Genomic DNA, 20,791 nt, shown 5'->3' with positions numbered 1-20,791 from the left:
GGCGTGACCCATTTGTTTCGCACAAGTTAACCGGACATCGTCGGCCCGGCCCCACCTGTCCGTATCCCGAAACGCGGGCAGTACCGTGGGCGTGTGGACAAGAGGGATGCAATCGGATCATGGCTCTCCGGCCCCCGCGCGGCCGCCGAGAACGCCGGTGTCGACTTCGGATACCGCGGACAGCAGCTCGGCCTGCCGGAGGAGGGGCCGGGGTCGATCGCCCGCCCCGGGCGGCGGCTCGGCGCACTAGCCGTGGACTGGGCGATGAGCGTCCTGATTGCATCCCAGCTCATCACGCAGCGCTACGGCGACCCGGCGACCTCGAACTGGGCGCTGCTGGTGTTCTTCCTGATGGGCGTCCTCACGGTCGGCACCATCGGCTTCACCCCGGGCAAGCGCCTCTTCGGCCTGCGGGTGGTCGCCCTCGACACCGGCCGTGTGAATCCGGCCCGCGCCCTGCTCCGCACGGTCCTGCTCTGCCTCGCCGTCCCGGCCCTGATCTGGGACCGCGACGGCCGGGGCCTGCACGACCGGCTGGCGAGGACCGTGGAGGTACGGATCTGACGGCGCCCCGCGTCTTTGTCGCATCCTGACAGTCCCGGCGCGGAACACGCGCGGCGGCTGACTATAAGTCAGTGGGTCTGAGCTCCTAGCGTCTGGCACCCGAGCAACCTCCCCCGTTGCGAAGGGACCCTCCGGACCGATGAAGAAATCCGCCCTCGTCACCGCCCTCGCCGCCCTCACCGCCGCTCTGCTGGGCAGTGGCGGCCTCGTCTCCGAAGCGCCCCGGGCCTCCGCCGCGGCCGCCTGCACGGCCGCCGACCCGGACGTCTACACGCCTCCCGCCACCGTGCCTGCCACCCCGGGCACCGTGCTGGCCTGCCGTTCCGTCACGCTGAGCCAGGTGCCGGGAAGTATCGCGATGTCCGCCTGGAAAGTCCTCTACAGCTCCACCGACAACCAGGGCCGGCCCGCCGCCGTATCCGGCACCCTCGCCGTCCCCTCGGCGCCCTGGACCGGCGCGGGCCCCCGTCCCGTCGTCGCCTTCCACCCCGGCACTCTCGGCCTCGGCCCCCAGTGCGCCTTCTCCAAGCAACTCGCCGGAGCCTTCCAGGACGAGTACGAGGGCGACAACGTCGCCGCCCTGCTCAAGGCCGGGTACGCCGTCGCCGCGACCGACGGCCCCGGCTACCTCGACGGCCGGACGCACCGCTATGTCGCCGGCACCGACTCGGGGCACGCCCTGCTCGACATCGCCCGCGCCGCCCCCGCCGTACCGGGCAGCGGACTGTCCCGGCAGGCCCGCGTCGGGCTGTGGGGCTACTCCGAGGGCGGTGCGGCCAGCCTGTGGGCGGCCCAGCTGGCGGCGGGCTACGCGCCCGAGCTCAAGGTGGTCGGGGACGCCTCCGGCGGCATCCCGGGCGACCTCAGGCAGGTGGCGGCCGCGCTCGACGGCGGCGCCTTCTCCGGCTTCCTCGCCGACGCGGCCGTCGGCATCCAGGCCGCCTACCCCGCCCTGCCCCTCGACTCGCTCCTCAACGACCAGGGCCGCCAGGCCGTGCGGACCGCCAAGTCCGTGTGTCTCGTCGGCACCGTCACCGCCCTCGCGGGCAGGAGCATCAAGGACCTCACCACCGCCGGACTCACCCTCGACCAGCTCTACCGGCAGCGCGGCAGCGACGGCCGCACCTGGGGCGAGGTCCTGGACGCCCAGAAACTCGGGGTGGACCTCGGAACGTACAAGATCACCTTCCCGGTCCTGCAGTACCGCGGAGCCCTCGACGAGGTCATCCCCACCGCCACCGAGGACGCCGTCCGCGCCGCCTACTGCGCCGCGGGCGTGAGCACCGGCTGGAAGATCTACCCCGGCGACCATCTCCTCGCCGACAACCAGGCCGTCGGCGACGTCGTCTCCTGGCTCGGCGACCGGTTCGCGGGAAAGGCGGCCCGGAGCGACTGCTGACGCCCCGTGTCCCTTACGACGACGAGGGCGCCCGGAGTGATCCGGGCGCCCTCGTCGTCGTAACGGGAAAGTCAGCGTGCCTTGCCGCCGCCCTTCGGCAGCTTCATGCCCTTGGGCATCGGGCCCTTCGGCAGCGGCATGTTGCTCATCAGGTCGCCCATCGCCCGCAGACGGTCGTTGGTGGCGGTCACCTGGGGGCCGGTCAGCACGCGCGGCAGCTTCAGCATCGTGGTCCGCACCTTCTTCAGGGGGACCTGGCCCTCGCCCGTGCCCACGACGATGTCGTGCACCGGCACGTCCGCGACGATCCGGTTCATCTTCCGCTTCTCGGCGGCCAGCAGGCCCTTGACCCGGTTCGGGTTGCCCTCGGCGACCAGGACGATGCCGGCCTTGCCGACGGCCCGGTGCACCACGTCCTGGCTGCGGTTCATCGCCACCGCGGGGGTGGTCGTCCAGCCTCGGCCGATGTTGTCCAGTACGGCCGCGGCGGCACCCGGCTGGCCTTCCATCTGCCCGAACGCGGCCCGCTCGGCGCGGCGCCCGAACACGATCGCCGTCCCGAGGAAGGCGAGCAGGAAGCCCAGGATGCCGAGGTAGACCGGGTGACCGATCAGGAAACCGATCGCGAGAAAGACACCGAGGATGAGGATGAAGACACCCGCGAGCACCAGGCCGATCGTCTTGTCGGCCTTGCGGGTCATCTTGTACGTCAGGGCGATCTGCTTCAGTCGCCCGGGGTTCGCGGCATCCGCCGCACTGTCACTTCTCGCCATGCCCCGAAGTCTACGTGGCCCCGCAGGCGTCGACGACGGCAGTGTCCGCCCCTTCGCGCATCCTCGCGAGGAGCGGAGGGGTCAGGAGCTGACGGTGAAGGTCTGGTCCAGCACGCGCTGCGCCTCGACCCGGTCCTTGGCGCGGCGGCGGTCCTCCAGGACGGAGGTCCAGGCGTTGCGGCGGGCGGTGCGCTGGCCGCTGCTGAGGAGCACGGACTCGACGGCACGGAGTGCATCGGTGAACGACGGAATCGCGGTGGCGCGAACGGGCGCGGCCTGCATGATGGGGGTCCCCTCGGAGCGGCGGCTCTGGTGAGTGGTGCACGGGCTGTACAACCAGGGTCACTGAATGGTGTTACCAGGGCGTGACCAGCCGGTCAAACGCCAATGAAGCCTGGAGTTGCGGTCCGAAAACGACGACGCGGCCCCGATGACCCCCCTATCTGCGGGGATGTCCGGGACCGCGTCAATCGGCCACTACCGAGCGGTAGTTGCTTGTGCTCGGATTCACACGTTTGGAGTGGCACTCCGTGCCATTCGGGTGTCGCTCAGACGGCCTGCGAGGCGACGTACGCGCCACGCTTTTCGACGGCCATCTGGTAGAGCCGGCCCGCCCGGTAGGAGGACCGGACGAGCGGTCCGGACATCACACCGGAGAAGCCGATCTGCTCGGCCTCCTCCTTCAGCTCCACGAACTCCTGCGGCTTGACCCAGCGCTCCACGGGGTGGTGGCGCACCGACGGGCGCAGGTACTGCGTGATGGTGACGAGCTCGCAGCCGGCGTCGTGCAGCTGCTGGAGCGCCTCGCTGACCTCCTCGCGGGTCTCGCCCATGCCGAGGATCAGGTTGGACTTGGTCACCAGGCCGAAGTCGCGGGCCTCGGTGATGACCTTCAGGGAGCGCTCGTAGCGGAAGCCGGGGCGGATCCGCTTGAAGATCCGCGGGACCGTCTCGACGTTGTGCGCGAAGACCTCGGGGCGGGACTCGAAGACCTGCTGGAGCAGCTCCGGCACGGCGTTGAAGTCGGGGGCGAGAAGCTCGACCTTGGTGCGGCCGGCCTCACGAGCGGACGTCTGCTCGTGGATCTGGCGGACCGTCTCGGCGTACAGCCAGGCGCCGCCGTCCTCCAGGTCGTCGCGGGCGACGCCGGTGATGGTGGCGTAGTTGAGGTCCATGGTGACCACGGACTCGCCCACGCGGCGCGGCTCGTCCCGGTCGAGGGCCTCGGGCTTGCCGGTGTCGATCTGGCAGAAGTCGCAGCGCCGGGTGCACTGGTCGCCGCCGATGAGGAAGGTCGCCTCGCGGTCCTCCCAGCACTCGTAGATGTTGGGACAGCCGGCTTCCTGGCAGACCGTGTGCAGACCCTCGCTCTTCACGAGCTTCTGCATGGCGGTGTACTCGGGACCCATTTTCGCCCGGGTCTTGATCCACTCGGGCTTGCGCTCGATGGGGGTCTGAGCGTTGCGGACCTCCAGGCGCAGCATCTTGCGTCCGTCGGGTGCGACTGCGGACACGACCGGCTCCCTAGCGATTGATTCTTCGGCGTGGTCAAGGGTACGCCCGTGGATTTGAAAGCCCACCGCCTGTCTCAGGCCGCAGGTGTCTTCTCGATCACCCTCGGCCTGAGGTCCGCGTTCTCCAGTACGTCCTTCAGGTGCCGCTCGACGACCGGCAGGACCTCGGCGATGGTCACGTCCCGGCCGAGTTCGTTCGCGAGGGAGGCGACCCCCGCGTCGCGGATGCCGCACGGGATGATCCGGTCGAACCACTTGTTGTCCGGGTTCACGTTCAGCGCGAAGCCGTGCATCGTCACGCCCTTGGCGACGCGGATGCCGATCGCCGCGATCTTGCGGTCCTCGCGGCGCTGGCCCGCGTTGGACGGGGCGTACTCCGGGCCGTTCAGACGCGGGTCGAACTCCTCGTCCGTGAGCCGGGGGTCGAAGTCCAGGGAGAGCCCGCCGAGGGCCGGACGCTGCTCGACCGGGTCGCCGAGGACCCATACGCCGCTGCGGCCCTCGACCCGGGTGGTCTCGAGGCCGAACTCCGCGCAGGTGCGGATCAGGGCCTCCTCCAGGCGCCGTACGTGCGCCACCACGTCCACCGGGCGCGGGAGCTTCTGGATCGGGTAGCCCACCAGCTGGCCCGGTCCGTGCCAGGTGATCTTGCCGCCGCGGTCGACGTCGATGACCGGAGTGCCGTCGAGGGGGCGCTCGTTGTCCGCGGTGCGCCGGCCCGCCGTATAGACAGGGGGGTGTTCGAGCAGCAGGACCGTGTCGGGGACCTCGTCCTCGAACCGCGCCGCATGCACCCGGCGCTGCTCGTCCCAGGCCACCTGGTACTCGACCGCGTCCGCACCGAACCCCATGCGGACGAACCGCAACCCACTCACGGCAAGCGCCTCCCTAGAAGGTCGTAAGGCACGAAAGGTGCCTGTGCCACTGTACGTCCGGCCCGCGGGCGTCAGCCCCGGTGGCAATCCTCACACGATCGGATGAACGAACGTCGAAGTGTGCGATCGCCTGCTCACTCTCCGCTACATTCGCGCCGTTCGCAGAGGCCATAAGGGCAGCTCACAGGCAATCCGGGCACCACGTTCGACGTGACGGCCCGAAAGGCAGGAGACCGCACCGCAGATGACGGAACGACCCGCGCAGCGCACGCCCAACCGACAGCTCGCCGCGCTCATCGCAGAAGCGGGGTTCTCCAACGCGGGTCTCGCCCGACGCGTGGACCAGCTCGGACTCGAACACGGGCTGGATCTCAGATACGACAAGACATCCGTGACCCGGTGGCTGCGCGGGCAGCAGCCCCGGGGCACCACGCCCGCCCTCATCGCCGAGGTCTTCACCCGCCGGCTTGGCCGCCGGCTCTCCGCGCAGGACCTGGGTCTCGACGCCTGCGCACCCGTGTACGCGGGACTGGAGTTCGCCGCCGGGCCCGAGGAGGCCGTCGACATCGTCAGCGGGCTGTGGCGCAAGGACTCCGGCAGCCACGCCGAGCTGCGCAAGATCGCCTTCACCCCGGCCGGTCTGGTCGTCCCGAGCCGCGACTGGCTGATCGGCCGCCCCGACGACCGGGTCGCCCGGGGCGAGCCTCCCGTCCGGGTCCCTCCCCAGGGGCGACCGATGCTGCCCCGGCAGCGCGGCCAGGCCGAGCGCGGGCCCGGCCAGAAGGTCACCAGCGGGGACATCGCCGCGCTCGGCTCGGTCGGCGACCTCTTTCGCACCCTCGACGACCAGTACGGCGGCGGCCACGCCCGGCAGGCCCTGGTCCGCTACCTGGAGCACGAGTGCGAGCCGATGCTGCGCGGCACCTACGGGGAGACCACCGGGCGCAGACTGTTCGCCGCGGCCGCCGACCTGACCCGGCTCGCGGGCTGGACCTCCTACGACATCGCGGCGCACGGCCTCGCACAGCGGTACTTCGTGCAGGCGCTGCGGCTCGCGCAGGCGGCGGGGGACCGGGCGTACGGGGCGTACGTCCTGGTCACCATGAGCCGGCAGGCGGTGTACCTGGGGCACGGACGGGAGGCGATCCAGCTCGCGCGGGTGGCCCAGCAGGGCGTCGGTACGACGGCTCCGCCGGTCGTGCAGGCGCTGCTGCACTCGGCCGAGGCGCGGGGGCACGGGGTGCTGGGCGAGGTGCGGGCGTGCACCGCGTCACTGGTCCGCGCGGAGCGGGCCCTGGAGACGGCACGCCCCGGTGACGAAGTCCCGCACTGGGCGCGGTTCTTCGACGAGGCGCAGCTGGCGGACGAGTTCGGCCACTGCCACCGGGACCTGCAGCAGTTCCGGGCGGCCGCGCAACACGCCGAGCGCTCGCTGCAGTTGCGCGCTCCGGCATACGCCCGCAGCCGGCTGTTCTGCCGGGTGGTGCTGGCCTCCGCGCGGCTGGGGCTGGGGGAGTTGGACCAGGCCTGCTCGTTGGCCGCGGAGGCCGCCGGGCAGGCCGCGGAGATGCGGTCGGTGCGGGCGGTGGAGTACGTGCGGGACTTCGAGCGGCGGTTGGAGCCGTACAAGGACGCGGCACCGGTGCGGAGTTATCGCGACAAGGTCGCCGCACTGGGGTAGGAACCCGCGCCCCTGACGGGGCGCGGATGATCCCTACGCCGCCTGAGCCGTCGGAGTCGGGTCCGCCCTGTGCATCGAGCCCGCCGCTCCCAGGTCCGTGAGGATCGCCGTGGCCGCCCGGTGTGCCGAGTGCAGGGCGCCCTGCACCGTGCTGGTGTCCCGGTGGTCGCCGCAGACGTACAGGCCGGCCAGGAGGCGTACCGGGCGGCGCAGGTCGTGGGGGGCGGGCATGGCCGGGACCGCCTCCCGGGTGTGGTGGACCGCGAGGGTCTCCCAGCGGTGCGTCGACGTGCCGTACAGGCGGGCCAGATGGGTGCGTACGGCCGTCTCCAGGTCCGGGGGAGGGGTGCCCAGGACCGTCGAGGAGATCAGGGCCCGGCCCGAAGGGGCCCGGCTCGGGTCGACCTCGCTGAGCACCGCCGTGTGGGTCACCGGGCCGCCCCGGTCGGCGTCGAGGAGCAGCGCGGAACCCGTGCGGGGCGGATCGTCCGTCGTGTGGTGGACGACCGTCACCGGATGGAAGTCCGGCACCCGCAACCCCGGCAGCAACTCCGCCGCGGCCCGCGCGTCCGTCGCCAGCAGCACCGCCCGGCACCGGATCTCGCCGTGCTCGGCCGTGGTCACCGACGTCGTCGCGACGGACGTGACCCGCACCCCCGTGTGCACGGTCCCCGCCGGCAGCGTCTGCGCGAGCAGCTCCGGCAGCGTCTCCGCACCGCCCTCCGGCACGCACAGCCGCCCGCCCGCGAAGGCCCGCAGCGCGAGGTCGGCGCACCGGCTGGACGTCGTCAGCGCGGGGTCGCACAACAGCGCGGCCAGCAGCGGGCGCAGGAACCCGTCGATCGTGCGCGCGGGCAGTCCCCGGGCCGCCAGCGCCTGCCCGGCGGGCAGTTCGGGACGGGCCAGGAGGCGTTCGACGGACACATGGGCGAGCCGGGTGAGCGCGGCACCGAGCCGCGCCTGGTCCACGGCACCGCCCAGCGGCGCGGCCCCGCGGGCGATCCGGGACCCGGCCCCCTGACCGGCACCGGGCAGCACCCGGAGCGCGGTTCTCCGGGACGCTGCCACCAGGCCCGGACCTGCCACCCCCCGAGGGGCGCTCGCCAGGGCGCGTACCGCACGCAGTGCGCCCCTCGCGCTCCGGGCGCCCGCCGGAGCGTCCACCCGGTGGTGGCGCCCGTCGCCGTGCAGCAGGATCCCCGGCGCGAACGGGCGCAGCACGAGCCCGTCGAGCCCCGGCGTCAGCCGTAGTTCGGGATACGCCGTGGACAGCAGCTGTCCGATCCGGTCGAGCCGGAAGCCGTCGACCTTCTCGGTCGACATGCGGCCGCCCGCGCACGGGGCGGCCTCCAACACCGCGACGGTCACTCCTGCGCTGGTCAGCCGATGCGCCGCGGAGAGCCCGGCGACCCCGGCTCCCACGATCACGACGTCCGCCTGGTACGTGGGCTCAAGCACGTGCCCCTCCTCGAGGTTGCGCGGCCGGTGGAGACGTCATGCCCCCAACAGGCTCCGGGGATACCCGAGTTCGGATCGAGGGTAGGGCTGTGATCGGTCAGGAACAGTCGCGCATCGGCAGGGCACGGTCGCACGCCGGTCGCATGTCGTCACGGACGGTCGCCGAGAAGGTCGTACGGCACTTTCTCGCGCCGCCCGGCCACCCCGCCCCGAGCGCCCCGGACCGCCCCTTCTCAGGCCGCCCGGATCGCACCCTCGATGTCCGGAAACGCGAACGTGAACCCCGACTTCAGCAGCCGGGTCGGCCGCACCCGCGCGCTGCCGAGCACGTCCCCGGCCATCTCGCCGAGCGCGGCCCGCAGTACCGGCGCGGGCACGCTGAACAGGGTCGGCCGGTGCAGCACACGGCCCATGGCCTCGGTGATCTCACGGTTCGTCAGGGGCTCCGGAGCGGTGAGGTTGAACGGTCCTGACAGCCCGTCGGTCTCCAACAGGTACCGGATCGCGGCCACTTCGTCGTGCAGCGCGATGAACGACCAGTACTGGCCGCCGTCGCCCATCCGGCCGCCGAGCCCTGCCTGGAACAACGGGAACAGCTTGCCCCAGGCGCCGCCCCCGCGACCCACCACCAGACCGGTGCGGGTGAACGCGGTCCGCACGCCCGCCTCTTGCGCGGGCGCGGCCGCCCCCTCCCACTCCACGCACAGCTCGGGCAGGAAACCCTGCCCTGCGGGCGAGTCCTCGTCGACGACCCGGTCGCCGGTCTCGCCGTAGTAGCCCATCGCGCTGCCGTTCACGAAGACCTTCGGCGGCTCGTCCAGGGAGGCGACGGCCTTGGCGAGGGCGGTCGTGCCGTTGACCCGGCTGTCATGGATCTGCTTCTTGTACGTGTCCGTCCAGCGCCGCGAACCGACCCCGGCACCGGCGAGGTTGACCACGGCGTCGCACCCGGCGAGCCCGGCCGTGTCGACCCGCCCGGCCTCGGGTTCCCACCGGACCTCGTTCCGGTCCCGGGGCTCCCGGCGCACCAGGCGCACCACCTCGTGCCCGTCGGCGGTGAGGGACCGCGCCAGGGCCGAGCCGATCAGTCCGGACGCCCCGGCCACCGCGATTCTTGAAAGTTGCATGACCTCATCCTGCCTGGTGGGTGCGTAAAAGCGATGTCTGGTTCCGCTATGCCCGGCGCCGTAGTGTGACGGGCATGTCCGCACTGTCCATACGCCTCGCCCTCCCCGACGACGAAGAGGAGCTCGCCCGTCTCGACCGTGCCGAATGGTCGCCCCTGCACGACGTCCTGCCCCGGCAGCAGCCGCCCTACCGGCCGTTCTTCGACGAGCGCCACCTCCCCGGCGACTGCCTGGTCGCGGAGGCCGACCGCCGCATCCTGGGGTTCATACGTCTCGGTTTCCCGACCGGGCTCGAGTCGAACGCCCATGTGCGCCAGATCCAGGGCTTCGTCGTCAGCGCCCAGGCCCGGGGCCGCGGTGTCGGCCGGGCCCTGATCCGCGCGATCACGGAGGAGACCCGCCGCCGGGGCGCCCGACGGCTCACCCTGCGCGTCCTCGGCCACAACACACCGGCCCGCAGGCTCTACGAGTCCGAGGGCTTCGCGGTCGAGGGCGTACTGCCGGAGGAGTTCCTGCTGGCGGGGGAGTACGTCGACGACGTGATCATGGGGCGCCGTCTCTGAGGACCTGGTCGGCCGCGGCGGTCGTACGGCGTCTGCGCACCACCAGGTAGAGCGCGACCCCCGCCACGAGCAGCGAGATCAGGAAGAACACGGGCACGGGAGCCTCCGGGGTGCCATGCGGAACCGTGGCCCCCATCATCCGCGAGGCGACCGCGTTACGACGTGACCAGCTCGCCCGTGTCCACCGGTGAGGTGGCGTCCGCCGCCTTCTGGGCGTCGCCTGCGACCTCGTCGGCGGTCAGGACGTAGCCCGTCTCGTCGTCGGAGGTGGAGCGGGCGAACACCACGCCGTAGACCTTGCCGGAGGTGGTCAGCAGCGGGCCGCCGGAGTTGCCGGGGCGCACGGTCGAGCGGATCGAGTAGATCTCGCGGGTGACCGTGGCGTCGCTGTAGATGTTCTGCCCGGTCGCCTTCACCCGGCCCGCCACGGTGGCCGCCTGGAGGTTCAGGTCGCCGTCCTGCGGATAGCCCGCGACCACCGCGGAGTCGCCCCGCGAGGCGCCGTCGTCGAAGCGCAGCACCGGGGCCCGGAGGTCCGGGACGTACAGCACGGCCACGTCCCGGTTCGGATCGAACAGCACCACCCGTGCCTCGTACGGCTGCCCGACCCCGCCGATCCGGACGCTCGGCTCGTCGATGCCGGCCACCACGTGGGCGTTGGTCATGACGTGCTGCGGCGCGTACACGAAGCCGCTGCCCTCGCGGCCCTGGGTGCCGGAGGCGCCCTCGATCTTGACGGTGCTGAGCTTGGCGGCGTTGGTGGCGGCCGCGGTGACGCTGTCGCCGGTGGGCTTGGCGACCTCCGCCGTGGACTCGTTCTCGAACGGGTTGAACACCTGAGGGAAGCCCGCCTCGGTGAGCGCGGAGGTGGCCCGGGAGAACCAGGACGGCGTGGTCTCCGGCATGGAGTCCTGGACGGCACCGAGCAGGGCGGAGTCCCGGATGGCCGTGGTGACCAGCGGGGACGAGGACGCGCCCAGGACGCTCGCGGCGACCCACGCGACGACGAGCACGGCCACGGAGTTGGCGGCGGCCCCGCCGACGCCGTCGGCGACTCTCAGCGGTCCCTCGTCCAGTTCCCTGCGCAGTCTCAGCGCCAGGCGCCCCGCCAGCTCGTGGCCCACGGCGGCCGGGACCAGCACGGTCAGCACCGCGGTCACGGTCGCGGCCGTGCTGCCCGGGGTCACCAGGTCCATCATCCACGGCAGCACCCACACGCCCACGACGGCGCCGCCCACGAAGCCGGCGAACGAGACACAGCCGGCCAGCAGGCCACGCCGGTAGCCGGAGGCCGCATAGGCGGCGATCACCAGCAACAGCAGGATGTCGAGCACGTCCACGGAGCCGCCCTTCTCTCTCGGAACCTTCAGTACGCAGGCGAGGCGTCCAGTGATCAGCTACGCGCGCGCGTGGCACCGGTTACCGGCCACGCGTGCGTGCACCTGGAAAAACGTCGTGGATGCGGACGATGGTTCCACCGGGTGGCACAGCACACATCGCGGACGGAGCGGATCCGGCCGAGAGTGGAACCATGCGTGTCCGAAGATCGCGGGGACCGCGAAGACGGCGGGCGCCCCGAATACGCCACGCGGGCCGAATACGGCTCGCGATCCTCAAAGCCCTGCCCCCGGCCAACCGCCACCGCTCCACCCTGCCGCCCACGCCCGCGACAACCTCGCAAGGCGCGTCGCCCGCCCGGCCCGTCGGCCCTGGCGAGCAGGCGGCCCCGACCCCCGCGACCTCGGGTGAACCGCCCGGCATCCGCTCGTCGGACTCCGGCGGGGACCGATCTGCGCCGCCCACAGGCCCCGCCGGGGCAACGGCCACCCCGACCCCCGCGACGACGTCGGACGCCCTGCCCGCCACGAGCCCGTCGGCCGCGGCGCCGGGTCGGTCCCCGTCGTCCGCCCGGCCCGTCGGTCCTGGTGAGCAGGCAGGTCCGCCCCTCGTGACGTCGGGTGAACCGTCCGGCATCCACTCGTCGGGCTCCGGCGGCCCCCTGGCCCCGGGCGGATCGGCGCCGCCTACCGGCACCGCCGGGGCACCGGCCACCCCGACCCCCGTCACGAGCCCGTCCGCTGCCGCCCCGGGCCGGTCTCCTGCCGTGGACCCCGCAGCGTCCCCAGGGTCAGAGGACTCCGGCCCGTCCTCGGCGTCCGTCAGGCCCGCAGATCCCCGGGGGCAGGCCGCTGCCGGGTCCGTCGCCTCGGGGGAGGCCACCGGAACACCCCAACCCCCGGACGTCCCCCAACCCCCGGACGTCCCCCAACCCCCGGACGTCCCCTCACCCCCCGCCGCCCTCCAACCCCCCAGCCCCCCGACCCCCCGCCCCCCGACCCCCCGCCCCCCGGCATCCCGCATCCCCCGCATCCCCCGCCCCCTCCTCGCCCTCCTCGTCCTTCTCCCCGGCCTCGTGGTCCTGCTCGTGATCGTGATCTGTGTCGTCGGGATCGAGGACGTGGCCGGGCGGCCCGTGCGGGGGGCCGTGGTGACCCCGCACAGGGTGGTGACGCATGTCGCGGCCAGGCCGCACATCGTGCCGCGGTCGGTGTGGGCCCGCGGTGGTGGTGAGGCGAACACCGCCGCCCGCACCCCGCCGCCCCCGCACTACGACGACAAGGTGATCGCGGTCTTCGTGCACCACACCGACTCGCCCAACGACTACGCCTGCTCCGACGCGCCCCGCATCATCCGCTACCTCGCCGCAGGCCAGACCGGCGCCCGGAACTGGGACGACATCGGCTACAACTTCCTCGTCGACCGCTGCGGCACCATCTACGAGGGCCGTGCGGGCGGCGTCGGCCGTCCCGTCACCGGCGCCCACACCCTCGGCTTCAACCACCGCACCGCGGGCATCGCCGCCCTCGGCACCTTCACCGCCGGCTCCCCCGTCCCGCGCGCGATGACCGACGCGATCGCCGCCCTGGCCGCCTGGAAACTCGGCCTCGCCCACGTCGACCCGCGCGGCACCGTCCGCCTCACCTCCAGCAACAGCCTCAGCCGCTACCGCTCCGGCACCACCGCCTCGCTGCCCGCCCTCGCGGCCCACGGCGACGCCTACATGACGACGTGCCCCGGCGCCGCCCTGGACGCCCTGCTGCCGGCGATCAGGGAGCGCGCGGCCCGACTCCAGGGCAGGACGTGATCCCCCGAGCGCCGCACCCGGTCACCTGCGCCCGAGATACACCGCCAGCGCCCGCTGCAACACCCTGCCCTGGAGCCCCACCGGCCGTTCCCACTCACCCAGGTACTCCACGACCCGGCCCCCCGCCCCCGTCTTGAAACGGAGCCGGCCCAGCAGCCGGCCCTCGCCGAGCGCGGGGGTCACGGACCGCAGGTCGTACGTCTCGGCACCGGCGGCCCGCGCATCGCACAGCATCCGCCACAGCAGCGCGCTGCTGGGCCGCACCTCCCGCCCCCGGCGACCGGACGCGGCGTAGGAGTGCCAGACCCGGGAGCCGACGTTGATCATCAGCGCGGCGGAGAGCACCTCGCCGTCGTACTCGGCGAGATAGAGCCGGAGCCGGTCCGAGTCCTCGGCGTTCAGGGCCTCCCACATGTGCCGGAAGTAGGCCGCGGGACGGGCCCGGAAACCGTCCCGGGCGGCGGTCGCGGTGTAGAGGCGGTAGAAGTCGGGCAGGTCGGCCGCCGTACCCCAGGAGACCCGCACACCCGCCGACTCGGCCGTGCGCAGCGACTGCTCGAAGTGCGGCGCGAGGGCTTCGCGCAACTCGTCCACCGAGCGGCCCGCCAGCGGGATCTGACAGCCGTACCGCGGCTGCCCGAGGCCGAAGCCGCTGTCCTCGTCCGCCGCGCACCGCCGCCACCCGAGCCCCCGCAGCCGCTCCCCGGCGTCCAGCGCGAACCCGTCGACACCGGCCGCGGGCAGGTCCCGCACATGCCGGACGCCGGGGTCGGCAATCCCCTTCGTCACCGTGTCGGCGCCCCAGTGCCGCACGACGACGGGCGGTCCGATCCGCACCGAGAACGCCCCGCGTTTCTCCAGGTGGGCGACCAGGGGGTCCAGCAGGCGTTCCGGGCGCGGGCCGAGCCAGTCGATCGTCGGTCCGTCGGGAAGATAGGCGAGACAGCGCCGGGTGCCGGGCAGCGGCCGGTACAGGACGAGCGCCGTCGCGATCCTCGTCCCGTCCTCGAACCAGCCGACGCTCTCGGCCAGCCAGTCGGGCTTCACGTCGGCCCACTCGGGGATCTGCAGATGGCTCGCGTCGGGGTGCAGCCGCAGGTGGGCGAGATGTTCCTCGCGCGTGATCTCGCGCACATACGGGCTGGTCATGGGCGGGGTGCTCCTGTTCGGGGCGGCCACGGTAAGCCGGGAGTCACGGCAGGGGTCAAGAGCCCGAGCTCTCACAGGTTTCTCGTGGGTGACTCAAGGACCACGCCGAAACAGCCGCCCTATCGTCATGCACACGCACTGACTGGAGGTGGGGAAGAAATGAACAGCAGTCACACGAACACCCCCGAGAAGACCGGTGGCCGGCTCCGGACCCCCGGCGGCCCCTGGGCGGTCGTCTGCGCCGTCGCGGCCGTCATCCTCGGCCCGGCCGCGGTCACCGCGTCCGCGCTCGACCAGGCCAACGCGGCCCCCCTGCACCACGCGGTGAAGGCCGACCAGACGCAGGCGTACATCCCGACGGACACGACCCGCCGCCGGAACGCGGCGGTCTGAGAGACGGCGTGAGACGGCGTGAGACGGCGGCCGGTGACGGGGGCTCAGCCCCTGAACCGCTCCCACAGCTTGGGGTACCGCTCCGCCAGCGCCCGGTCGCTCTCCAGGTCGACCGGCGTGCCGAGCGGCTCGGAGGCCGCGGGCGGGATGCCCAGATCGGGAGCGACGGTACCGGTGAGCTGCTCGTAGGCCTCGTCGGCCGCGTAGCCCAGTTCCTCGCCGTCGCCGTCGATCTCCTCGTCGAAGTCGGCGAGCAGGTCGGCGAGCGAGTCGGGGTCGTGCACCGCGCCCTCGTACACCTCGCGGCCCTGGCCGATCAGCCAGCACCGGAAGAAGTCGAAGGCGTCGTCGCTCGCCCCGTCCAGCAGGATCCAGGCGGCGCCCCACAGATCCCAGCTGTACGCGCGGTTGTAGCGGGCCTCGAAGTGACGGGCGAAGTCCAGGACCATCTCCGGGTCCAGCGCCAGGAGCCGGTCCACGAGCAGGTCGGCCTGCTCCTCGGGGTCGCCGTCGGCGGCCTCGCGGGTGGCGTCCACCAGCTCCCAGAACTCCGTCTCGTCCATCACGGGTCCAGCATCGGGCCTTGAGGGGTGGGGCGCACGTGGAGTGCGGCGGATTGTTATGTCCCGTACAGGCGGGCCAGCCGGGCCGCGTCCTCGACGAAACGCACCCGCAGGCTCTCCGGGGCCAGCACCTCCACCTCCGGTCCGAGCCCCCTGAGCTGCGAGTGGGCGACCTTCTCGGACTCCACGGGGAGCGTCACCGTCAGCCACCCGTCCTCGTCCGGGGTGCCCGCCGCCGCCAGCGCCTCCCGCGCGGAGGCGGGATCGACGGCGTACGGCAGTCCGCGCACCCCGTCGCCGGAGAGCCGTACCACCACCTCGGCCCGCAGGATCGACCGCGCGAACTGCTCCGCCCGTTCCTCCCAGAAGCCGGGCAGGTCGAACTCCTCGTCCCGTACGAAGCGGTCGGCGGCGGACTCCACCGAGGTGAACCGGTCGATCCGGTACACCCGGAAGGAGCCGCCCTGCGCGACCCGTGCGCACACGTACCAGACGCCCGCCTTGAGGACGAGGCCGTACGGCTCCAGCTCCCGCTCCACCTCGGCCTCCCGGCTCCGGTACCGCGCGCTGATCCGGCGGTCGTCCCACACCGCGTCCGCGACGGCGGGCAGCAGCTCGGGGGACTTCGGCTCGGCGAACCAGTTGGGCGCGTCGAGATGGAAGCGCTGTGCGGCCGTACGGGAGGCGTCGCTGAGGGAGGGGAGCAGCGCGGCGGACACCTTCAGCCGGGCGGCGGAGGCCGCGTCCTCCAGCCCCATCTCGCGCAGCGCCCCCGGCACACCGGACAGGAACAGCGCCTCGGCCTCGCTCCGCGCCAGCCCGGTCAGCCGGGTCCGGTACCCGCCGATCAGCCGGTAACCGCCGGCCCGCCCCCGGTCGGCGTACACCGGGACCCCCGCCTCCGACAGCGCCTGGGCGTCCCGCGTCACGGTCCGCTCCGACACCTCCAGCTCCCGCGCCAGCTCGGCGGCGGTCATGGAGGGGCGGGACTGGAGCAACAGCACCATCTTGATGAGCCGGGCAGCACGCATACGGCCATGATGCCGGGGCCCACTGACAGCGAAGGGGCACGGCGGCGGCCGTACCCCTTCGTCGTAGGCATCGAAGCCCGGATCCCTACAGCCCGTACTTCTCCCGGGCTTCCTTCACCGCAGTCGCCTTGACCTCGCCGCGGCGGGCCAGCTGGGCGAGGGCCGCGACGACGACCGACTCGGCGTCGACGCCGAAGTGGCGGCGGGCGCCCTCGCGGGTGTCGGAGAGGCCGAAGCCGTCCGCGCCCAGCGAGGACCAGTCCTGCTCGACCCACTGCGCGATCTGGTCGGGGACCTGGCGCATGTAGTCGGAGACCGCGAGCACCGGGCCCTCGGCGCCGTGCAGGGCCTGACGGACGTACGGGACCCGCTCCTCGCCGCGCAGCAGGCCGGCGTCGGCCTCCAGCGCGTCACGGCGCAGTTCCGTCCAGGAGGTCGCGGACCACACATCGGCCGCCACGCCCCACTCCTCGGCCAGCATGCGCTGTGCCTTCAGCACCCAGTGGATCGCCGTGCCGGAGCCGAGCAGCTGGATGCGGGCGGCGTTGGCGGCGGGCGAAAGGCCCGCCGACTCGGCCGTGTTGAAGCGGTACAGGCCCTTGACGATGCCTTCGTCGACGGCGGGGGCGGACGGCTTGGCGGGCTGCGGAAGCGGCTCGTTGTAGACCGTCAGGTAGTAGAAGACGTTCGGGTCCTCGCCGGGTGCCGCCTCGCCGTACATGCGGCGCAGACCGTCCTTGACGATCGCCGCGACCTCGTAGGCGAACGCCGGGTCGTACGTCAGCGCCGCCGGGTTGGTCGCCGCGATGACCGGCGAGTGACCGTCGGCGTGCTGCAGGCCCTCGCCCGTCAGCGTGGTACGGCCCGCCGTGGCGCCGACGAGGAAGCCGCGGCCCAGCTGGTCGCCGAGCTGCCACATCTGGTCGGCCGTGCGCTGCCAGCCGAACATCGAGTAGAAGATGTAGAACGGGATCATCGCCTCGCCGTGCGTCGCGTACGCGGTGGACGCGGCGATGAAGTCGGCCATCGAACCGGCCTCGGTGATCCCCTCGTTGAGGATCTGGCCGTTCTGGGCCTCCTTGTAGTACATCAGCTGGTCGCGGTCGACCGGCTCGTACGTCTGGCCCTTGGGGGAGTAGATCCCGAGAGAGGGGAACAGCGACTCCATACCGAAGGTGCGCGCCTCGTCGGGGACGATCGGCACCCAGCGCTTGCCCGTCTCCTTGTCGCGGACCAGGTCCTTGATGAGCCGGACGAAGGCCATCGTGGTCGCGACGTTCTGGGAGCCGGAGCCCTTGTCGAAGGAGGCGAACGCCTTCTCGGCGGGGGCGGGCAGCGGGGCCACGGGGTGGACACGGCGGGCCGGGGCCGGGCCGCCCAGGGCCGCGCGGCGCTCCTGGAGGTAGCGCACCTCGGGGGAGTCGGCGCCCGGGTGGCCGTAGGGGACCACGCCGTCGACGAACTGGCTGTCCGAGATGGGCAGTTCGAGCAGGTCGCGCATTGTCTTGAACTCGTCCACCGACAGCTTCTTCATCTGGTGGTTGGCGTTCTTCGACGCGAAGCCCTCGCCGAGGGTGTGGCCCTTGACCGTCTGGGCCAGGATCACGGTCGGCGCGCCCTTGAACTCGACGGCGGCCTTGTAGGCGGCGTACACCTTGCGCGCCTCGTGGCCACCGCGGGAGAGGTGGAAGCACTCGAGGATCTTGTCGTCGGACAGCAGCTTCGCCATCTCGACGAGCGCCGGGTCCTTGCCGAAGAAGTCCTGGCGGATGTAGGCGGCGTCGCGCGTCTGGTACGTCTGGACCTGCGCGTCCGGTACCTCACGCAGGCGCCGTACGAGCGCGCCCGTGGTGTCGAGCTGGAAGAGCTCGTCCCAGGCGTTGCCCCACAGCGACTTGACGACGTTCCAGCCGGCGCCGCGGAACTGGGCCTCCAGCTCCTGCACGATCTTGAAGTTCGCGCGGACCGGGCCGTCGAGGCGCTGGAGGTTGCAGTTGATGACGAAGGTCAGGTTGTCGAGGCCCTCGCGGCTCGCGAGTGCGAGTGCCGCCGTGGACTCCGGCTCGTCCATCTCGCCGTCGCCGAGGAAGGCCCAGACGTGGGACTGCGAGACGTCCTTGATGCCGCGGGCGGTCAGGTAGCGGTTGAAACGCGCCTGGTAGATCGCGGAGAGCGGGCCGAGGCCCATCGACACCGTCGGGAACTCCCACAGCCAGGGCAGGCGGCGGGGGTGCGGGTACGACGGGAGGCCGTTGCCGCCCGACTCGCGGCGGAAGTTGTCCAGCTGGGACTCGTCGAGCCGGCCGTCGAGGAAGGCGCGGGCGTAGATGCCGGGGGAGGCGTGGCCCTGGATGTAGAGCTGGTCGCCGGACCCGTCGGCCTCCTTGCCCTTGAAGAAGTGGTTGAAGCCGGTCTCGTAGAGCCAGGCCGCGGAGGCGAAGGTGGCGATGTGGCCGCCGACGCCGTATTTGGAGCCGCGCGTGACCATCGCGGCCGCGTTCCAGCGGTTCCACGCGGTGATCTTCCGCTCCATCTCCTCGTCACCGGGCGCGGACGGCTCGGCGGCGGTGGGGATGGTGTTGACGTAGTCCGTCTCGAGGAGCTTCGGCAGCGCGATGCCGTTGCCCTCCGCCCTCTCCAGCGTGCGGCGCATCAGGTACGCGGCTCGGTGCGGGCCGGCCGCCTTGGCGACCGCGTCCAGGGAGGCCTGCCATTCGGCGGTCTCCTCGGGGTCACGGTCGGGGAGCTGGTCGAGCTCGCTCGGCTGGATGGCGTTGGGGTCGGTCATGTCGCCGCCTTCCTCAGTCGAAGGGGGTTCCCTCAATCAGGCAGGGTTTCGGGGGTGCCCTTTGTCTTTGGCAGGACAGGGCGGAGGGCCCTGGTAAGGCCCGTCGGCGACTCTAACTCGCTGATCGATGATCGATCAAAGGGTTGAGAGGCAAAACTTCTTGATCGCGAGAAAGTAGGCACGCGGTGCCTTCGACGGAGACACCGGGTGCCTTGATTTTGAAGGATTTCCGCAGGTGAGCGTGGGTGTGCTCGGCTGTGTCAGGCCCTTGGGGCGCACCCCAGGACATGCGCCTTCACGATCTCCGCGATCCGCGGGTCCCGGCGCTTGAACGCCGCCACCAGCTCCTCGTGCTCCTCCGCGTACGACTGCTGGACCGTCCCCAGCCAGCGGATCGACAGCGCGGTGAAGACCTCGATGCCCAGGCCCTCCCAGGTGTGCAGCAGCACCGAGTTGCCGGCCGCCCGGACCAGCTCGCGGTGGAAACCGACCGTGTGCCGCACCTGCCCCGTGCCGTCGGAGTCCCGGTCCGCCTCGTACAGCGCCGCCACATGCGGCTCCAGGGCCGAGCAGTCCCGCGCCAGCCGCTCCGCCGCCAGCTCCGCCGCGATCGCCTCCAGACCGGCCCGGACCGGATAGCTCTCCTCCAGGTCGGCCGCCGTCAGGTTCCGCACCCGTACGCCCTTGTTCGGCGCGGACTCGATCAGCCGCAGCGACTCCAGCTCCCGCAGCGCCTCCCGCACCGGCGTCTGGCTGACCTCCAGCTCGGTCGCGATACGGCGCTCCACGATCCGCTCGCCCGGCTGCCAGCGCCCGCTGACGATCCCCTCCACGATGTGCTCGCGGATCTGTTCGCGCAGCGAGTGGACGACGGGCGCGGTCATGAGAGCTCCTTAAGGGCGTTTGACGTAAAGACAATAAGGCCGAGGGCCCGTCCGGGAGGGGCGCACGGGGGCGCTTTCATGCAGGTGAGACGAGGCTTACACGCTCCCAGTCACACGACTTCTGTCAAGACACGGAACCCCACGGCCTCCAGGCGTGTCGCGTTGAGCAGGGGTTCCCGCGCGGGGCGCCCCTTCGCACCACAGGGGGACGGCATGGACATCGGGGGGCGACGGGGACTGGCGGCCGTGGCCGTGATCGGCGCGATCGTCGCCGTGACGGGCTGCGGACAGTCGGCCGCACGGGTGACGGCGGAGTCCACGCCGAGCAGCTCGGAGACGATCACGGGGATGGCGGGCGCGGCCGGCGGCAGCGGCGCAGCCTGCGTCTTCGTCAAGCCGGACGGGGCACAGAAGTTCGGGCACGTCGGCTGGGGCTTCAGGATCCCGGGCACCGGCCGCTGGGTCTACGGCGCCGTGGAGAACCCCAGCGGGAAGCTCTACACCCCGCCGGGCGGCGACATCGGGGCCTGGCACGCCGAGGGGTCGTACGACCGCATGCTCGGCGACATGTCCACGGACGCGCACTACCCGGGCACCTCCGAACACCCCTACAGCCGCTACCGCTGCACGAAGTCCTCGACGCACTCCGTGCACAAGGCCAGGGCCATGATCGGCAAGGTCGAGGCCCGCGGCTTCCTCGTCGGGGTCGACCCGAGGACCGGGAAACTCACCTCGCGGGACTGCCTGGACGCCACCTACGACGTGCTCAAGGCGTACCGGACGAAGGGACTCACGCCCGCGCCCAGGCTCTCCGTTCCCAACGTGTGGGTGGAGGAGCTGTGGGGCTGGTCGGACCGGCAGCTGACACCCGGGTGAGCACACGC

19 protein-coding genes are annotated in these 20,791 nt (G+C 72.2%); 7 read left to right on the top strand and 12 right to left on the bottom strand.

What is annotated here, in order from left to right:
* Positions 1-93 precede the first annotated feature (93 nt).
* Both IOD14_RS34345 and IOD14_RS34340 read left to right on the top strand, forming a co-directional pair.
* The gene (locus IOD14_RS34345) at positions 94-564 is read left to right on the top strand and encodes an RDD family protein (protein WP_123988697.1); all 471 of its coding nucleotides are present in this window, start codon (positions 94-96) and stop codon (positions 562-564) included.
* Positions 565-703: 139 nt separating this feature from the next.
* Positions 704-1,963, top strand: coding sequence for a lipase family protein (locus tag IOD14_RS34340; protein ID WP_123988696.1), 1,260 nt, complete (start codon positions 704-706; stop codon positions 1,961-1,963).
* A 71-nt stretch (positions 1,964-2,034) separates the two neighbouring features.
* On the opposite strand, the gene IOD14_RS34335 is transcribed toward IOD14_RS34340, so the two are convergent.
* The 4 genes from IOD14_RS34335 to lipB form a co-directional block, all read right to left on the bottom strand.
* Positions 2,035-2,736, bottom strand: a complete 702-nt coding sequence (locus tag IOD14_RS34335) for a DUF4191 domain-containing protein (RefSeq protein ID WP_123988695.1) — start codon at positions 2,734-2,736, stop codon at positions 2,035-2,037.
* An 81-nt stretch (positions 2,737-2,817) separates the two neighbouring features.
* The gene (locus IOD14_RS34330) at positions 2,818-3,018 is read right to left on the bottom strand and encodes a hypothetical protein (RefSeq protein WP_123988694.1); all 201 of its coding nucleotides are present in this window, start codon (positions 3,016-3,018) and stop codon (positions 2,818-2,820) included.
* A 266-nt stretch (positions 3,019-3,284) separates the two neighbouring features.
* Entirely contained in the window at positions 3,285-4,250 is a 966-nt protein-coding gene (lipA, locus tag IOD14_RS34325; RefSeq protein WP_123988693.1) for a lipoyl synthase, read from the bottom strand.
* Between the two features lie 74 nt (positions 4,251-4,324).
* Positions 4,325-5,125 carry a lipoyl(octanoyl) transferase LipB gene (gene lipB / locus IOD14_RS34320; RefSeq protein WP_123988692.1) on the bottom strand — a complete coding sequence of 267 codons (801 nt, stop codon included), beginning with the start codon at positions 5,123-5,125 and terminating at the stop codon, positions 4,325-4,327.
* A 244-nt stretch (positions 5,126-5,369) separates the two neighbouring features.
* Between lipB and IOD14_RS34315 the strand changes: the two genes are divergently transcribed.
* Positions 5,370-6,806, top strand: coding sequence for a regulator (locus IOD14_RS34315; RefSeq protein WP_212672352.1), 1,437 nt, complete (start codon positions 5,370-5,372; stop codon positions 6,804-6,806).
* 33 nt (positions 6,807-6,839) lie between these two features.
* Here the strand turns inward: IOD14_RS34315 and IOD14_RS34310 are convergent, their stop codons facing one another.
* Together IOD14_RS34310 and IOD14_RS34305 are read right to left on the bottom strand one after the other, a co-directional pair.
* Positions 6,840-8,264 carry an NAD(P)/FAD-dependent oxidoreductase gene (locus IOD14_RS34310; protein ID WP_123988690.1) on the bottom strand — a complete coding sequence of 475 codons (1,425 nt, stop codon included), beginning with the start codon at positions 8,262-8,264 and terminating at the stop codon, positions 6,840-6,842.
* A 233-nt stretch (positions 8,265-8,497) separates the two neighbouring features.
* On the bottom strand, positions 8,498-9,391 hold the full coding sequence (locus IOD14_RS34305; protein ID WP_212672351.1) for a TIGR01777 family oxidoreductase: 894 nt from the start codon (positions 9,389-9,391) through the stop codon (positions 8,498-8,500).
* A gap of 74 nt (positions 9,392-9,465) precedes the next feature.
* On the opposite strand from IOD14_RS34305, the gene IOD14_RS34300 reads away from it, so the two are divergent.
* Positions 9,466-9,954 (top strand): GNAT family N-acetyltransferase, encoded by a 489-nt coding sequence (locus IOD14_RS34300; protein WP_123988689.1) that lies wholly within the window; start codon positions 9,466-9,468, stop codon positions 9,952-9,954.
* 155 nt (positions 9,955-10,109) lie between these two features.
* On the opposite strand, the gene IOD14_RS34295 is transcribed toward IOD14_RS34300, so the two are convergent.
* Complete coding sequence (locus IOD14_RS34295; protein WP_123988688.1) at positions 10,110-11,294, bottom strand: MarP family serine protease; 1,185 nt, start codon at positions 11,292-11,294, stop codon at positions 10,110-10,112.
* Between the two features lie 1,019 nt (positions 11,295-12,313).
* Between IOD14_RS34295 and IOD14_RS34290 the strand changes: the two genes are divergently transcribed.
* Positions 12,314-13,099 (top strand): peptidoglycan recognition protein, encoded by a 786-nt coding sequence (locus IOD14_RS34290; protein WP_249126314.1) that lies wholly within the window; start codon positions 12,314-12,316, stop codon positions 13,097-13,099.
* Positions 13,100-13,120: 21 nt separating this feature from the next.
* On the opposite strand, the gene IOD14_RS34285 is transcribed toward IOD14_RS34290, so the two are convergent.
* Complete coding sequence (locus tag IOD14_RS34285; RefSeq protein ID WP_212672350.1) at positions 13,121-14,248, bottom strand: peptidoglycan bridge formation glycyltransferase FemA/FemB family protein; 1,128 nt, start codon at positions 14,246-14,248, stop codon at positions 13,121-13,123.
* A 159-nt stretch (positions 14,249-14,407) separates the two neighbouring features.
* Between IOD14_RS34285 and IOD14_RS34280 the strand changes: the two genes are divergently transcribed.
* Complete coding sequence (locus IOD14_RS34280) at positions 14,408-14,641, top strand: hypothetical protein (protein ID WP_212672349.1); 234 nt, start codon at positions 14,408-14,410, stop codon at positions 14,639-14,641.
* Between the two features lie 44 nt (positions 14,642-14,685).
* Here IOD14_RS34280 and IOD14_RS34275 read toward each other — a convergent pair whose 3' ends face one another.
* The 4 genes from IOD14_RS34275 to IOD14_RS34260 all read right to left on the bottom strand — a co-directional run bounded on the left by IOD14_RS34275 (position 14,686) and on the right by IOD14_RS34260 (position 19,907).
* Complete coding sequence (locus tag IOD14_RS34275) at positions 14,686-15,204, bottom strand: DUF4240 domain-containing protein (RefSeq protein ID WP_123992589.1); 519 nt, start codon at positions 15,202-15,204, stop codon at positions 14,686-14,688.
* A 56-nt stretch (positions 15,205-15,260) separates the two neighbouring features.
* Positions 15,261-16,235: a YafY family protein gene (locus IOD14_RS34270; RefSeq protein WP_123988685.1), complete on the bottom strand. Its 975-nt coding sequence runs from the start codon at positions 16,233-16,235 to the stop codon at positions 15,261-15,263.
* An 85-nt stretch (positions 16,236-16,320) separates the two neighbouring features.
* Positions 16,321-19,023: a pyruvate dehydrogenase (acetyl-transferring), homodimeric type gene (gene aceE, locus IOD14_RS34265; RefSeq protein WP_123988684.1), complete on the bottom strand. Its 2,703-nt coding sequence runs from the start codon at positions 19,021-19,023 to the stop codon at positions 16,321-16,323.
* 260 nt (positions 19,024-19,283) lie between these two features.
* Positions 19,284-19,907 carry a GntR family transcriptional regulator gene (locus tag IOD14_RS34260; RefSeq protein WP_123988683.1) on the bottom strand — a complete coding sequence of 208 codons (624 nt, stop codon included), beginning with the start codon at positions 19,905-19,907 and terminating at the stop codon, positions 19,284-19,286.
* 213 nt (positions 19,908-20,120) lie between these two features.
* On the opposite strand from IOD14_RS34260, the gene IOD14_RS34255 reads away from it, so the two are divergent.
* Positions 20,121-20,783, top strand: coding sequence for a hypothetical protein (locus tag IOD14_RS34255; RefSeq protein WP_123988682.1), 663 nt, complete (start codon positions 20,121-20,123; stop codon positions 20,781-20,783).
* The last annotated feature ends 8 nt before the right edge of the window (positions 20,784-20,791 follow it).

The sequence above is a fragment of the Streptomyces sp. A2-16 genome, from assembly GCF_018128905.1.
GTDB lineage: Bacteria > Actinomycetota > Actinomycetes > Streptomycetales > Streptomycetaceae > Streptomyces.
This window is presented reverse-complemented; position numbering and strand designations above follow the sequence as displayed.